This is a genomic window from Burkholderia sp. MR1-5-21 (genome assembly GCF_053427715.1).
Map to the genome: position 1 here is coordinate 44,146 of NZ_JBSAXD010000038.1, position 15,030 is coordinate 59,175.

General features: G+C 67.0%; 13 protein-coding genes. All 13 read left to right on the plus strand.

Going from position 1 to position 15,030, the window contains the following annotated elements; genetic code table 11:
- Positions 1 to 158 precede the first annotated feature (158 nt).
- The 13 genes from ACV229_RS34965 to clsB all read left to right on the plus strand — a co-directional run bounded on the left by ACV229_RS34965 (position 159) and on the right by clsB (position 14,949).
- Entirely contained in the window at positions 159 to 4,181 is a 4,023-nt protein-coding gene (locus tag ACV229_RS34965; protein WP_448087640.1) for a DUF3683 domain-containing protein, read from the plus strand.
- A 121-nt stretch (positions 4,182 to 4,302) separates the two neighbouring features.
- Positions 4,303 to 4,746 carry an HIT family protein gene (locus ACV229_RS34970; RefSeq protein ID WP_448087641.1) on the plus strand — a complete coding sequence of 148 codons (444 nt, stop codon included), beginning with the start codon at positions 4,303 to 4,305 and terminating at the stop codon, positions 4,744 to 4,746.
- A complete protein-coding gene (locus ACV229_RS34975; protein ID WP_448077177.1) occupies positions 4,743 to 5,156 on the plus strand; it encodes a gamma-butyrobetaine hydroxylase-like domain-containing protein in 414 nt (137 codons plus the stop codon). The genes ACV229_RS34970 and ACV229_RS34975 overlap by 4 nt, the downstream gene beginning before the upstream one ends.
- 53 nt (positions 5,157 to 5,209) lie before the next feature.
- On the plus strand, positions 5,210 to 5,941 hold the full coding sequence (gene ubiE, locus ACV229_RS34980) for a bifunctional demethylmenaquinone methyltransferase/2-methoxy-6-polyprenyl-1,4-benzoquinol methylase UbiE (protein WP_448087669.1): 732 nt from the start codon (positions 5,210 to 5,212) through the stop codon (positions 5,939 to 5,941).
- A 41-nt stretch (positions 5,942 to 5,982) separates the two neighbouring features.
- Complete coding sequence (locus tag ACV229_RS34985; protein ID WP_448087642.1) at positions 5,983 to 6,990, plus strand: Tim44 domain-containing protein; 1,008 nt, start codon at positions 5,983 to 5,985, stop codon at positions 6,988 to 6,990.
- Between the two features lie 165 nt (positions 6,991 to 7,155).
- A complete protein-coding gene (locus tag ACV229_RS34990) occupies positions 7,156 to 7,782 on the plus strand; it encodes a ubiquinone biosynthesis accessory factor UbiJ (protein WP_448077180.1) in 627 nt (208 codons plus the stop codon).
- A 12-nt stretch (positions 7,783 to 7,794) separates the two neighbouring features.
- Complete coding sequence (ubiB, locus tag ACV229_RS34995) at positions 7,795 to 9,372, plus strand: ubiquinone biosynthesis regulatory protein kinase UbiB (RefSeq protein WP_448087643.1); 1,578 nt, start codon at positions 7,795 to 7,797, stop codon at positions 9,370 to 9,372.
- Positions 9,373 to 9,394: 22 nt separating this feature from the next.
- Positions 9,395 to 10,030, plus strand: coding sequence for an SAM-dependent methyltransferase (locus ACV229_RS35000; RefSeq protein WP_448087644.1), 636 nt, complete (start codon positions 9,395 to 9,397; stop codon positions 10,028 to 10,030).
- A 95-nt stretch (positions 10,031 to 10,125) separates the two neighbouring features.
- A complete protein-coding gene (locus ACV229_RS35005) occupies positions 10,126 to 10,467 on the plus strand; it encodes an FmdB family zinc ribbon protein (protein ID WP_448087645.1) in 342 nt (113 codons plus the stop codon).
- 61 nt (positions 10,468 to 10,528) lie between these two features.
- Positions 10,529 to 11,179, plus strand: coding sequence for a DUF502 domain-containing protein (locus ACV229_RS35010; protein ID WP_175685210.1), 651 nt, complete (start codon positions 10,529 to 10,531; stop codon positions 11,177 to 11,179).
- Between the two features lie 60 nt (positions 11,180 to 11,239).
- Entirely contained in the window at positions 11,240 to 13,042 is a 1,803-nt protein-coding gene (aspS, locus tag ACV229_RS35015) for an aspartate--tRNA ligase (RefSeq protein WP_448087646.1), read from the plus strand.
- A gap of 156 nt (positions 13,043 to 13,198) precedes the next feature.
- The gene (gene nudB, locus ACV229_RS35020) at positions 13,199 to 13,678 is read left to right on the plus strand and encodes a dihydroneopterin triphosphate diphosphatase (RefSeq protein ID WP_448087647.1); all 480 of its coding nucleotides are present in this window, start codon (positions 13,199 to 13,201) and stop codon (positions 13,676 to 13,678) included.
- On the plus strand, positions 13,675 to 14,949 hold the full coding sequence (clsB, locus tag ACV229_RS35025; RefSeq protein WP_448087648.1) for a cardiolipin synthase ClsB: 1,275 nt from the start codon (positions 13,675 to 13,677) through the stop codon (positions 14,947 to 14,949). The genes nudB and clsB overlap by 4 nt, the downstream gene beginning before the upstream one ends.
- The last annotated feature ends 81 nt before the right edge of the window (positions 14,950 to 15,030 follow it).

Sequence of the window (15,030 nt, forward strand, 5' to 3'; positions counted from 1 at the left end):
GTGCCACCAGGTGTCGACGCGGAGTTGCGCTTCAGCGCGCGCCCCGGTCCCACGCAGAGCAGATGCGTACCTGGTAACAGAACAGATTTCCCCAAGATAGCGCCCACGCGCTTGCCGACGCCCCTGTCCGGTGTATCGGCCCTCCGAGTCGTCCGAACATGAACGCACCACAAGTTTTCGATCCGCATGGCGCGGCCGCCGCTGTCGCCGCCGACCCCGCACCCCGTCTGCGTGAGATTCCGTACAACTACACCTCGTTCTCCGACCGCGAGATCGTGATCCGCCTGCTCGGCGAGGAAGCCTGGGCCGTGCTCGACGAGCTGCGCGCCGAGCGCCGCACGGGCCGCTCGGCCCGGATGCTGTACGAGGTGCTGGGCGACATCTGGGTCGTGCGCCGCAACCCGTACCTGCAGGACGACCTGCTCGACAACCCGAAGCGCCGCGCACTGCTGATCGAGGCGCTGAACCACCGCCTCGGCGAGATCGAGAAGCGCCGCCGCGCTGACCTCACCGAACACCAGGACGACGCAACGGCCCGCGAGCGCGCGACGCGCGTCGGGATGCTCGAGGCCGCCGCGCAGCGTGCGGTCAACGAATTCGCCGACGAATTCGACAAGATGGCCGAGCTGCGCCGCCGTGCGACCAAGGCGCTCGGCCGCTGCACGCAGAAGGACAACATCCGCTTCGACGGCCTGTCGCGCGTGTCCCACGTGACCGACGCGACCGACTGGCGCGTCGAATACCCGTTCGTCGTGCTGACGCCGGATACCGAAGCCGAGATCGCGGGCCTCGTGAAGGCCTGCTTCGAGCTCGGCCTGACCGTGATCCCGCGCGGCGGCGGCACCGGCTACACGGGCGGCGCGGTGCCGCTCACGCCGTTCTCCGCGGTGATCAACACCGAGAAGCTCGAGCAGCTCGGCGCGGTCGAGCTGACCGAGCTGCCGGGCGTCGCGCACAAGGTGGCGACGATCTTCTCGGGCGCGGGCGTCGTCACGCGCCGCGTGACCGAGGCGGCCGAAGCGGCCGGCTACGTGTTCGCGGTCGACCCGACGTCGCTCGACGCCTCCTGCATCGGCGGCAACGTCGCGATGAACGCGGGCGGCAAGAAGGCCGTGCTGTGGGGCACCGCGCTCGACAACCTCGCCTGGTGGCGGATGGTCGACCCGGACGGCAACTGGCTCGAAGTGACGCGCCATGAGCACAACCAGGGCAAGATCCACGACATTCCGGTCGCGCGTTTCGAGCTGAAGTGGTTCGACGGCGCGTATGCGCCGGGCGAGAAGCTGCTGAAGAGCGAGATGCTCGAGATCGAAGGCCGCCGGTTCCGCAAGGAAGGCCTCGGCAAGGACGTCACCGACAAGTTCCTCGCGGGCCTGCCGGGCGTGCAGAAGGAAGGCTGCGACGGGCTCATCACGTCCGCGCGCTGGGTGCTGCACAAGATGCCCGCGCACACGCGCACCGTCTGCCTCGAATTCTTCGGCCAGGCGCGCGAGGCGATCCCGAGCATCGTCGAGATCAAGGACTACCTGTTCGAGACGTCGAAGCATGGCGGCGCGATTCTCGCGGGCCTCGAGCACCTCGACGAGCGCTACCTGCGCGCGGTCGGCTACGCGACGAAGAGCAAGCGCAACGCGTTCCCGAAGATGGTGCTGATCGGCGACATCGTCGGCGACGACGCGGACGCGGTCGCGCACGCAACGTCCGAAGTCGTGCGGATGGCGAACGGCAAGAGCGGCGAAGGCTTCGTCGCGGTGAGCGCGGAGGCCCGCAAGCGCTTCTGGCTCGACCGCAGCCGCACGGCCGCGATCGCGAAGCACACCAATGCGTTCAAGATCAACGAGGACGTCGTCATCCCGCTGAACCGGATGGGCGAGTACACCGACGGCATCGAGCGGATCAACATCGAGCTGTCGCTGAAGAACAAGCTGCAGCTCGTCGATGCGCTGGAGGCGTTCTTCACGAACGGCAACCTGCCGCTCGGCAAGACCGACGACGCGAACGAGATCCCGAGCGCCGAGCTGCTGGAAGACCGCGTGCAGCAGGCGCTCGAGCTGCTCAAGCGCGTGCGTGCGCGCTGGGAATTCGTGCGCGACCGGCTCGACATGCCGCTGCGCGAGGCGCAGCACTATCTCGTCGGGCTCGGCTACGAGGCGTTCGCCGAGAAGTTCGCGGACCGCGTCGACCAGCAGCCGGGCGTGAACGTGTTCCATGTCACGCAGGACCGCACGGTGCGGATCTCGTGGAAGCAGGAGATCCGCGCGGAGCTGCGCGCGATCTTCAACGGCGGCGCGTTCGAGCCGATCCTCGACGAGGCGCAGGCGATCCACAAGCAGGTGCTGCGCGGCCGCGTGTTCGTCGCGCTGCACATGCACGCGGGCGACGGCAACGTCCACACCAACCTGCCGGTCAACTCCGACAACTACGAGATGCTGCAGGACGCCCACGCGGCGGTCGCGCGCATCATGACGCTCGCGCGCTCGCTCGACGGCGTGATCTCCGGCGAGCACGGGATCGGCATCACGAAGCTCGAGTTCCTGACCGACGACGAAATGGCCGATTTCCGCGCGTACAAGCAGCGCGTCGATCCGAACGGCCGTTTCAACAAGGGCAAGCTGCTCGACGGCGCGGACCTGCGCAACGCGTACACGCCGAGCTTCGGGCTGATGGGCTACGAATCGCTGATCATGCAGCAGTCCGACATCGGCGCGATCGCCGATTCGGTGAAGGACTGCCTGCGCTGCGGCAAGTGCAAGCCGGTGTGCGCGACCCACGTGCCGCGCGCGAACCTGCTGTACAGCCCGCGCAACAAGATCCTCGCGACGTCGCTGCTGATCGAGGCGTTCCTGTACGAGGAGCAGACCCGCCGCGGCGTGTCGATCAAGCACTGGGACGAGTTCAACGACGTGGCCGACCACTGCACGGTGTGCCACAAGTGCGCGACGCCGTGCCCGGTGAAGATCGACTTCGGCGACGTGACGATGAACATGCGCAACCTGTTGCGCAAGATGGGCAAGAAGAAGTTCAACCCGGGCCAGGCCGCGGGCATGTTCTTCCTGAACGCGACCAATCCGCAGACGATCAACGCCGCGCGCGGCGTGATGATGGGCTTCGGCTACAAGGCGCAGCGCGTCGCGAACGACCTGCTGAAGAAGGTGACGTCGAAGCAGACCGCGCATCCGCCGGCGACGACCGGCAAGCCGCCCGTCGTCGAGCAGGTGATCCACTTCGTCAACAAGAAGATGCCGGGCAACCTGCCGAAGAAGACGGCGCGCGCGCTGCTCGACATCGAGGACAACAAGATCGTGCCGATCATCCGCAACCCGAAGGAGACGACCGTCGATTCGGAAGCGGTGTTCTACTTCCCGGGCTGCGGCTCCGAGCGCCTGTTCTCTCAGGTCGGGCTGGCCACGCAGGCGATGCTGTGGGAAGCGGGCGTGCAGACCGTGCTGCCGCCGGGCTACCTGTGCTGCGGCTATCCGCAGCGCGGTGCCGGCCAGTACGACAAGGCCGAGAAGATCGTCACCGACAACCGCGTGCTGTTCCACCGGGTCGCGAACACGCTGAACTACCTCGACATCAAGACGGTGGTCGTGTCGTGCGGCACCTGCTACGACCAGCTCGCCGGGTATGAATTCGACAAGATCTTCCCCGGCTGCCGGATCATCGACATCCACGAGTTCCTGCTCGAGAAGGGGATGAAGCTCGACGGCGTGAAGGGCACGCGCTACATGTATCACGACCCGTGCCACACGCCGATCAAGACGATGGATCCGGTCAAGCTCGTCAACGAGCTGATGGGCGCCGAGAAGGACGGCTACAAGATCGAGAAGAACGAACGCTGCTGCGGCGAGTCGGGCACGCTCGCGGTCACACGTCCGGACATATCGACGCAGGTCCGCTTCCGCAAGGAAGAGGAGATCCGCAAGGGTGCGGCCAAGCTGCGCAGCATCCCGGTCGTCGCGGGCGATGCGCCGGCGCCGGCCGGGAATGGCGGCGCGGACGTGAAGATCCTGACGAGCTGCCCGTCGTGCCTGCAGGGCCTGTCGCGCTACAACGAGGACGCGAACATCGAGGCCGACTACGTCGTCGTCGAGATCGCGCGCCAGGTGCTCGGCGAGAACTGGATGGCCGACTATGTCGCACGTGCAAACAATGGCGGGATCGAGCGCGTGCTGGTCTAATGCGGGCTTGACCAGCGATGCATGGGACCGGGGAAGCGTCGAAGCGCCCGCTCCGGTCGGCCTTGCACGGGATGAGAGCAAGCGCTGAAGCGCTTACTCTCATCGACACAGGGGAGCGACAATGGATTGCGTGTTTTGCCGTGAAGACGGTGGCGAGCTGCTCTGGCAGGACGACGCGCTGCGCGTCGTCCTCGCGACGGGCGAGCACGACTACCCGGGCTTCTGCCGGGTGATCTGGGGCGCGCACGTCGCCGAGTTCTCCGATCTCGGCGAGGCCGAGCGCACCCGCGTGATGGACGTCGTCTGCGCAGTCGAGCGCGCGGTGCGGCGCGTGATGCAGCCGAACAAGGTGAACCTCGCGAGCCTCGGCAACGTGGTGCCGCACGTGCACTGGCACGTGATCCCGCGCTTCTCGAACGACGCGCATTTCCCGCAGCCCGTCTGGGCGCCGCGGCAGCGCAGCGTGTCCGAGGCGCTGTTGCGCCAACGCGCCGCGCAGGCGTCGCTGCTGCACAATGCGGTGCGCGAAGAGATTCAACGACTGACCGATTCGAGGCAGCCATGAGCGGTTTGACTTCCACGACCCCGATTCCGTCGGGCGTCGTCGTGCACGCGGTGTCGCGCGTGCTCGAATTGCAGTATCCGAACGGCGAGAACTACCGGATCCCGTTCGAGCTGATGCGCGTCTATTCGCCGTCGGCCGAGGTGCGCGGCCACGGGCCGGGGCAGGAAACCCTGCAGACCGGCAAGCGCGACGTGTCGATCACCGCGCTCGAGGGCGTCGGCAACTACGCGCTGCAGCCGACCTTCTCCGACGGCCATTCGACCGGCATCTACTCGTGGGACCTGCTGTACGAGCTGGCCACGCACCAGGATGCGCTATGGCGCGACTATTTCGACAAACTGAAGGCGGCGGGCGTCGATCGCGATGCCCCGATGCCGGCGGCGGGCACGCCGCACGGCCACTGCCACTGAACGACGGCGCCGGCTCTCGGCGCCGTCTTGCCTTTATACTGAGGATCAACGCGATGAGCAAAACCCACTTCGGCTTCGAAAGCGTCGAGGAAAACGAAAAAGCGAAGAAAGTGGCGGGCGTGTTCCATTCGGTCGCGAGCAACTACGATCTGATGAACGACCTGATGTCGGCGGGCATGCACCGCGCGTGGAAAGCATTCACGATCGCGCAGGCGAATGTGCGCCCCGGCTACAAGGTGCTCGACATCGCGGCCGGCACAGGCGACCTGACCAAGGCGTTCGCGAAGGCCGCCGGGCCGACGGGCGAGGTCTGGCACACCGACATCAACGAATCGATGCTGCGGGTCGGCCGTGACCGCCTGCTCGACAAGGGCGTCGTGACCCCGTCGCTGCTGTGCGACGCCGAGAAAATTCCGTTTCCGGACAACTACTTCGACGTGGTCACGGTTGCGTTCGGGCTGCGCAACATGACCCACAAGGACGCCGCGATCGCCGAGATGCGCCGCGTCACGAAGCCGGGCGGGCGCGTGATGGTGCTCGAATTCTCGAAAGTCTGGGAGCCGCTGAAAAAAGCGTACGATCTGTATTCTTTCAAAGTATTACCGTGGCTTGGCGACAAGTTCGCGAAAGATGCCGACAGTTACAGGTATCTTGCTGAATCTATCCGGATGCACCCCGACCAGGACACGCTGAAGACGATGATGGAACAAGCGGGCCTCGATGCCGTCAAATATTACAATTTGTCAGGTGGCGTGGTAGCGTTACACCTCGGAACCAAGTACTAAGGGGTTCTTTCCATACATTCGTCTTACATCTGGAGATGCTGATGTCCCAATCGCGTTCGTTGTTCAACCGTAGCAAGCCGTCGAAGCCGTGGGCTCGACGGCTCGGCACGCTGCTGATGGTCGGCCTGCTGACGGCCGGCACGTTCGCATCGCTCGACGCGGAAGCCAAGCGGATGGGCGGCGGGCGCAGCATCGGCCGCCAGTCCTCCACCGTCACGCAGCGTCAGGCCACGCCGCCCGCGCAGCAGCCGATGCAGCAGGCCGCGCCGTCGCAGGCGCAGCGCGCGCAGCCGGCCGCGCCGGCGCCCGCCGCGCAGCCGAACCGCTCGCGCTGGCTCGGGCCGATCGCCGGCCTCGCGGCCGGTCTCGGCATCGCGGCGCTGCTGTCGCACTTCGGCCTCGGCGAGGCGTTCGCCGGGATGATGTCGAACCTGATCGTGATCGCGCTGCTCGCGATGATCGGCATCTGGGTAATCCGCAAGATCATGAACCGCCGCCGCACGAACGAGCCGGCGTACTCGGTGGGCAGTTCGGCGTCGGCGTCGGGCGGCTACGCGCAAGGCCAGTCGTTCCAGTCCGGCAACGGCAGCAGCTACGCGAACGAGGCGCAGAGCGTGTTCGGCGGCGGCGCGGCGGCAGGCGTGGCGGCGGGCGCGGCGGCAGCGCCGCTGCAGGTGCCGGCCGGCTTCGACACGGAAGCGTTCCTGCGCAGCGCGAAGGTCTCCTTCGTGCGGCTGCAGGCCGCGTGGGACCAGGGCAACCTGGCCGACATCCGCGAGTTTACGACGCCGGAAATGTTCGCCGAGATCAAGATCGACCTCGACTCGCGCGGCAGCGAAGCGAACCAGACCGACGTCGTGCAGCTCGACGCCGAGCTGGTCGCGATCGAGGACCGCGGCATCGAGCAGTCGGCGAGCGTCCGCTTCCACGGCCTGATCCGCGAATCGGCGAGTGCGCCGGCCGCACCGTTCGACGAAGTCTGGAACCTGTCGAAGTCGGGCGGTCAGGGCTGGTTGCTCGCGGGCATCCAGCAGCTCAATACGCATTGAGCGCCGGGCGGCGGCGCGGTCCTCTGGCCGGGCCGCCGCGGACAGCGCCGCTGCGACCGCTTGCCGCTCGGGCGTGCGGTCGGACGCGGGCCTCAGCCGATCCGACGTTACAATAGAAACCCGCGTGGGCGTCCGGCCCGCGCGGGTTTTTTCTTTCCCAGCCCGATGACCTTTGCCGCCAAGCCTTTTGCAGCTGCTGTCAATCATCTGCTCGCGCGTGAATCCTGGGCGCGTGACCGCCTGATTCCCTACGCGGGCAAGACCGCCCGACTCGATGTGCCGCCCGTGACGCTCACGCTGCTGGTGCAGCCGGACGGCTATCTCTGCGCCGTCGATGCGCAGGACGCGCAACAGGTCGACGTATCGATCGCGCTCGCCGGCGACACGGTCGCCACGTTCCTGCAGGGCGGGCAAGCGGCCGTGATGAAGCACGTGAAGATCGAGGGCGACGCGGAGTTCGCGACGCAGATCGCGAAGCTCGCCGAGCATCTGCGCTGGGAACCGGAAGAAGATCTCGCGAAGCTGGTCGGCGACGCGGCGGCGCACCGGATCGCGACGGTCGTGCGCGACGCCGGCGCGCGCGCGCGCCGCACCGGCCGCAATGTGCTCGATTCGCTTGCCGAGTATTGGCTCGACGAGAATCCGCAAGTCGTCCGGCGTGCATCGCTCGCGGACTTCGACGCCGAACTGGCGCGCGCGCGGGACGCGCTCGCCCGGGTCGAGAAGCGGGTCGAGCGACTCGAACAAAAAAACGGCGTGCGCACGGGCGGCAGCCCGCGCGGCACGCACTGAGGGCCGCCGGGCATGCGTATTTTCCGTTTCATCAAGATTCTCTACACCGTCATCCGCTTCGGCCTCGACGAGGTGATGCTGTCCCGGATCGACGACCGGCGCGTGAAGCTGCTGCTGCGCATCACGACGATCGGCCGCCGCTACTCCGATCCGCCCGCCGTGCGGCTGCGCCGCGCGCTCGAGAGCCTCGGCCCGATCTTCGTGAAGTTCGGCCAGGTACTGTCGACGCGCCGCGACCTGCTGTCGGTCGATTTCGCGAACGAACTCGCGAAGCTGCAGGACCAGGTGCCGCCGTTCGATTCGACGGTCGCGATCTCGATCATCGAGAAGTCGCTCGGCGCGCCGGTCGACGAGCTGTTCGACGAATTCGAGCGCGAGCCGGTCGCGAGCGCGTCGATCGCACAGGTGCATTTCGCGAAACTCAAGCTGGGCACGCACGCGGGCAAGGCGGTCGCAGTGAAGGTGCTGCGGCCGAACATGCTGGGCGTGATCGATTCCGATCTCGCGCTGATGCGCGACATCGCGATATGGACCGAGCGCGTGTGGGCCGACGGCCGGCGCCTGAAGCCGCGCGAAGTCGTCGCCGAATTCGACAAGTACCTGCACGACGAGCTGGACCTGATGCGCGAGGCGGCGAACGGCAGCCAGCTGCGCCGCAACTTCGCGGGCCTCGACCTCCTGCTCGTGCCGGAGATGTTCTGGGATTTCTCGACGTCGACCGTGCTCGTGATGGAGCGCATGTCCGGCGTGCCGATCAGCCAGGTCGAGACGCTGCGCACAGCGGGCGTCGACATCAAGAAGCTCGCGCGCGAAGGCGTCGAGATCTTCTTCACGCAGGTGTTCCGCGACGGTTTCTTCCATGCGGACATGCACCCCGGCAACATCCAGGTGAGCCTCGATCCGAACACCTTCGGCCGCTATGTCGCGCTCGATTTCGGGATCGTCGGCGCGCTGTCCGATTTCGACAAGAACTACCTCGCGCAGAACTTCCTTGCGTTCTTCAAGCGCGACTACCATCGCGTCGCGACGCTCCACCTCGAGTCGGGCTGGGTGCCGCCGGACACGCGCGTCGAGGAGCTCGAAAGCGCGATTCGCGCGGTGTGCGAGCCGTATTTCGACCGAGCGCTGAAGGACATCTCGCTCGGCCAGGTGCTGATGCGCCTGTTCTCGACGTCGCGCCGCTTCAACGTCGAGATCCAGCCGCAGCTCGTGCTGTTGCAGAAAACGATGCTGAACGTCGAGGGGCTCGGCCGCTCGCTCGATCCGGAACTCGATCTGTGGAAAACCGCGAAGCCGTATCTCGAGCGCTGGATGACCGAGCAGATCGGCCTGCGCGGCTGGTACGAGCGCTTCAAGGTCGAGGCGCCGCAGTGGAGCAAGACGCTGCCGCAGCTGCCGCGCCTGATCCACCATGCGATTGCCGCGCGCCACGACGCGCCGCGCGCCGCGAGCGAGGACCTGATGCGGCAGATCCTGGTCGAGCAGAAGCGCACCAACCGGCTGCTGCAGGCGCTGCTGATCTTTGGCCTGGCCGTGGGCGTCGGCGCGCTGGTCGCGCGCGTGCTGCTCGCGCTGGCCTACGGCACCTGACCGAAACCAAGGAGGCACGGCGATGTCCGACCCGACCCGCGAGAATGCACCGGCCGCGCCGAGCGCTGCGGATTTTTCGACGCGCGACCCGGGCGACGCGTCGTTCTGGGATGAGCGCTTCGCGCGCGGCGTGACGCCGTGGGAATTCGGCGGCGTGCCCGACGGCTTTCGCGCGTTCGCGAGCCGGCGCGACGCATGCGCGGTGCTGATTCCCGGCTGCGGCAGCGCGCAGGAAGCGGGGTGGCTCGCGCAGGCCGGCTGGCCCGTGCGCGCGATCGATTTTGCCGCGCAGGCGGTCGCGGCCGCGCAGGCGCAGCTCGGTGCGCACGCGGGCGTGGTCGAGCAGGCCGATTTCTTCGCGTATCGGCCGCCGTTCGACGTGCAGTGGGTGTACGAGCGTGCCTTCTTGTGCGCGCTGCCGCCCGCCCGGCGTGCCGACTACGCGGCGAAGATGGCCGAGCTGCTGCCCGCGGGTGCGCTGCTCGCCGGCTACTTCTTCGTGATGGACAAGCTGAAAGGGCCGCCGTTCGGCATCGACCGCGCGGAACTCGACGCGCTGCTCGGGTCGAACTTCGAGCTGATCGAGGATCTGCCGGTCGCCGATTCGCTGCCCGTGTTCGAGGGGCGCGAGCGCTGGCTCACGTGGCGCCGCCGTTGACGCCGGCACGTCGCGGCGGTTGCCGGGGCGCGTCGGGGTTTCGGCTATAATTCAAGGTTTTGCAAGCCGTTTCCAGTTTCTGCGGGAAAAATATCATGCCGATCTACGCCTATCGATGCGAAGCGTGCGGTTTCGCGAAGGATGTGCTCCAGAAGATGAGCGACGCGCCGCTGTCGCAGTGTCCCGAATGCGGGAAGGATGCATTTCGCAAGCAGGTCACTGCCGCGGGCTTCCAGTTGAAGGGCTCGGGTTGGTATGTCACCGATTTCCGTGGCGGCTCGGGCGGCACCAGCGCGCCGGCCACTGCGTCGGGCGATGCGGCGGCGCCGGCTGCTGCACCGGCGGCCGGAGCGTCGTCCGGATCGGACGGCGCGGCGAGCGCCGCACCGGCGGCGGCCACGCCTGCGCCGGCCGCGACGCCCGCTGCAACCAGTTGACTGTCGCGGCCCTGCCGGGCCGCGCTCACGCCGCGCCACCGGTGCGGCACATTGACGGCAGATGATGAAAAAGACGACCCTGAAATCGGTGTTTCTGACCGGCCTGCTGGTTCTCGTCCCGCTCGCGATCACGCTGTGGGTGCTCGGCCTCATCATCGGCACGATGGACCAGACGCTGCTCCTGCTGCCGGAATCGTGGCAGCCGGAGCGGGTGCTCGGCTTCCACCTGCCGGGGATCGGCGCGGTGCTGACGCTCGCGTTCATCTTCGTCGTCGGGCTCGCGACGCAGAACTTCATCGGCCAGAAGCTCGTCACGTGGTGGAACGCGGTCGTGCGTCACATCCCGGTCGTCGGGCCGATCTACACGAGCGTCAAGCAGGTGTCGGACACGCTGCTGTCGAGCAGCGGCAATGCGTTCCGCAAGGCGCTCCTGATCGAGTACCCGCGCCGCGGCTCGTATACGATCGCGTTCCTGACCGGCACGCCCGGCGGCGACGTGCTCAATCATCTGACGGAAGAATACGTGAGCGTGTATATCCCGACGACGCCGAACCCGACGTCCGGCTTCTTCCTGATGCTGCCGAAAAGCGAAGTCATCGAACTCGACATGTCGGTCGATGCCGCGCTGAAGTACATCGTCTCGATGGGCGTGGTGGCGCCCCCGGCGCCGGCCCCGGCGCCCGCCCGCCGCCCCGTCGAGCCGCCGCTGTAAATCATTGCCCGGGCCGCGCGTTGCGGCGCCCGTTGATCAAACCGAACGAAAGCAAACATCATGTCGATGCGAACTGAATACTGCGGTCTCGTGACCGAACACCTGCTGGGCCAAACCGTGTCGCTGTGCGGCTGGGTGCAGCGCCGCCGCGACCACGGCGGTGTGATCTTCATCGACCTGCGCGATCGTGAAGGCCTCGTGCAGGTCGTGTGCGATCCGGACCGCGCGGAGATGTTCGCGACTGCCGAAGGCGTGCGCAACGAGTTCTGCGTCCAGGTGAAGGGCCTCGTGCGCAACCGCCCGGAAGGCACGGTCAACGCGGGCCTGAAGAGCGGCAAGATCGAAGTGCTGTGCCACGAGCTGAACGTGCTGAACGCGTCGGTCACGCCGCCGTTCCAGCTCGACGACGACAACCTGTCGGAAACGACGCGCCTCACGCATCGCGTGCTCGACCTGCGCCGTCCGCAGATGCAGCACAACCTGCGCCTGCGCTACCGCGTCGCGATCGAGGCGCGCAAGTACCTCGACGGGCAGGGCTTCATCGACATCGAGACGCCGATGCTGACGAAGAGCACGCCGGAAGGCGCGCGCGACTACCTCGTGCCGTCGCGCGTGAACGCGGGCCAGTTCTTCGCGCTGCCGCAGTCGCCGCAGCTGTTCAAGCAACTGCTGATGGTCGCGAACTTCGACCGCTACTACCAGATCACCAAGTGCTTCCGCGACGAGGACCTGCGTGCCGACCGCCAGCCGGAATTCACGCAGATCGACTGCGAGACGTCGTTCCTCGGCGAGCAGGAAATCCGCGACCTGTTCGAGGACATGATCCGTCACATCTTCAAGACGACGATCGACGTCGAGCTGGATGCGACGTTCCCGGTCATGCCGTACTCGGAAGCGATGGCGCGTTTCGGCTCGGACAAGCCGGACCTGCGCGTGAAGCTCGAGTTCACCGAGCTGACCGACGCGATGAAGGACGTCGACTTCAAGGTGTTCAGCACGCCGGCCAACGCGAAGGACGGCCGCGTCGCGGCGCTGCGCGTGCCGAAGGGCGCCGAGCTGTCGCGCGGCGACATCGACGGCTACACGGAATTCGTGCGCATCTACGGCGCGAAGGGCCTCGCGTGGATCAAGGTCAACGAGAAGGCGAAGGGCCGTGACGGCCTGCAGAGCCCGATCGTCAAGAACCTGCACGACGCGTCGATCGCGGCGATCCTCGAGCGCACCGGCGCTGAAGACGGCGACATCATCTTCTTCGCGGCCGACCGCGCGAAGGTCGTCAACGACAGCCTCGGCGCGCTGCGCCTGAAGATCGGCCACTCGGAGTTCGGCAAGACGAACGGCCTCGTCGAGGCGGGCTGGAAGCCGCTGTGGGTCGTCGACTTCCCGATGTTCGAATACGACGACGAGGATGCGCGGTACGTCGCCGCGCACCACCCGTTCACGAGCCCGAAGGACGAGCATCTCGCGTACCTCGAGACGGACCCGGGCCGCTGCCTCGCGAAGGCGTACGACATGGTGCTGAACGGCTGGGAAATCGGCGGCGGCTCGGTGCGTATCCACCGCGAGGAAGTGCAGAGCAAGGTGTTCCGTGCGCTGAAGATCGGTGCCGAAGAGGCGCAGGCGAAGTTCGGCTTCCTGCTGGACGCGCTGCAATACGGCGCGCCGCCGCACGGCGGCATCGCGTTCGGTCTCGACCGCATCGTCACGATGATGGCGGGCGCCGATTCGATCCGCGACGTGATCGCGTTCCCGAAAACCCAGCGTGCGCAGGACTTGCTCACGCAGGCGCCGAGCCCGGTCGACGAGCGGCAGCTCCGCGAACTGCACATCCGTCTGCGTCAGCCGGAGCAGCCGAAGGCGTAACGCGCTTTCGCATCCGTTCGTGTGTGCGGCGACGCGCACACGACGCAACGAAAAAGGCGCCGTGGTGCGCCTTTTTCGCTTTTTGCGGTACAGTCGCAGCACCTGCCGTGCTGCCCGAGCCACCCGGCGCGCGGCGTCGTGCCGTATGAAACAAAAATGACGAAGTCGCCGAAAATTCCCGAATCCGTTCTCGTCGTGATCTATACCCCCGCGCTCGACGTGCTGGTGATCAAGCGTGCCGACCAGCCCGATTTCTGGCAGTCGGTCACCGGGTCGAAGGACACGCTCGACGAGCCGCTTGCCGTCACCGCCGCGCGCGAAGTGGCCGAGGAAACGGGCATCGTGGTCGGCAGTCCGGACGTGCCAGCGAGCGCGCTCGTCGACTGGCATCACCGGATCGAATACAGCATCTATCCGCAGTACCTGCACCGCTACGCGCCGGGCGTCACGCGCAATACCGAGCACTGGTTCGGGCTGTGCGTGCCGCGTCGGCTCGACGTGACGCTCGCGCCGCGCGAGCACGTCGACCATGCGTGGCTGCCGTATCTCGAGGCGGCCGCGCGTTGCTTCTCGCCGTCGAATGCCGAGGCGATCCTGCAATTGCCCGCCCGCGCGGCGCTCGCCGGCTACGCATGAGCGCGGACGCCCGCAAGCGCTTCGCGCAGTTGCGGCAGATGTTCCTGCAGGAGCGGGGCTCCGCGTCGCGGCTTGCATTCACGTCCGGCAATACGGTCCGGCTGTGCGAGGGCGGCGAAGCGTTCTTCGGCGCATTGATCGAACGGATCGACGCCGCACGCGAGCACGTGATGCTCGAAACCTACATCTTTTGCGACGATGCGGCCGGACGGCCCGTGTCCGACGCGCTGATGCGCGCCGCGCAGCGCGGCGTGCGCGTGCGCGTGATCACCGACGGCATCGGCACCGCGCGCCTGCCGCTGTTCGATACCTGGGCGGCGGCGGGCATCGAGCACTGCATCTACAACCGCTACCTGTTCGGCCGCTTCGGCTTCTCGCGCACGCACCGCAAGCTCGCGGTCGTCGATCGCGAGCATGCGTTCTGCGGCGGCATCAACATCGTCGACGACTACGCGCAGAACGGCACGACGCTCGACTATCCGCGCTGGGATTTCAGCGTCGAGATGACGGGGCCCGTCGTCTCCGACGTGCGTGCCGCGTTCGAGCTGCAATGGCACCGGATCCGGTTCGGCCACAAGCCGTACGCGCAGTATGCGGCGGGGCTCGGCGGCGGCGACGCGTTTCCCGACATGTTCCGCCGCTGGATGCGCAGTCACCGCTGGATCAAGGCCGGCGCGCTGCGGATCGTGACCGAGCCGAGCGTCGCGTTCGTCGCGCGCGACAACGTCGTGAATCGCCGCGCGATCGAGAAGGCGTACCTCGCGGCGATCGGCCAGGCGCGGCAGCAGATCCTGCTCGCGAATCCGTATTTCATGCCGGGCCGCAAGCTGCGCCGCGCGCTGACGGGCGCAGCCCGGCGCGGCGTCGACGTGCGGATCCTGATCGGCCGCAAGGAGTTCGCGGCGCTCGACACCGCCGTGCCGTTCCTCTATCACGCACTGCTGCGCGCCGGCGTGCGCGTGGCGGAATACGACAAGACGATGCTGCACGGCAAGGTCGCCGTGATCGACGACAATTGGGCGACGGTCGGCTCGTCGAATCTGGACGCGCTGAGCCTGATGCTGAACAATGAGGCCAATGTCGTGCTGGTGCGGCACGACGCGGTGACGAACGAGCTGCGCGACGCGATCGCCGCAGCGTTCGCCGACGGCCGCGAGATCGACCCGGCGCGCTACGCGGCGCGCCCGCTCGTGGAGCGCGTGCTGAACTGGCTCGCCTATACGACCTACCGCACATTGATGAAGGCGCTGACGGTCGGCAGCTACGACTAAGCGTTCGCTTCATAACTAAGCGTTCGCTTCAAAAACTGTCCGCACGTTCGTGCGGAAAACCGCATCCAACGCGGTCCGAAT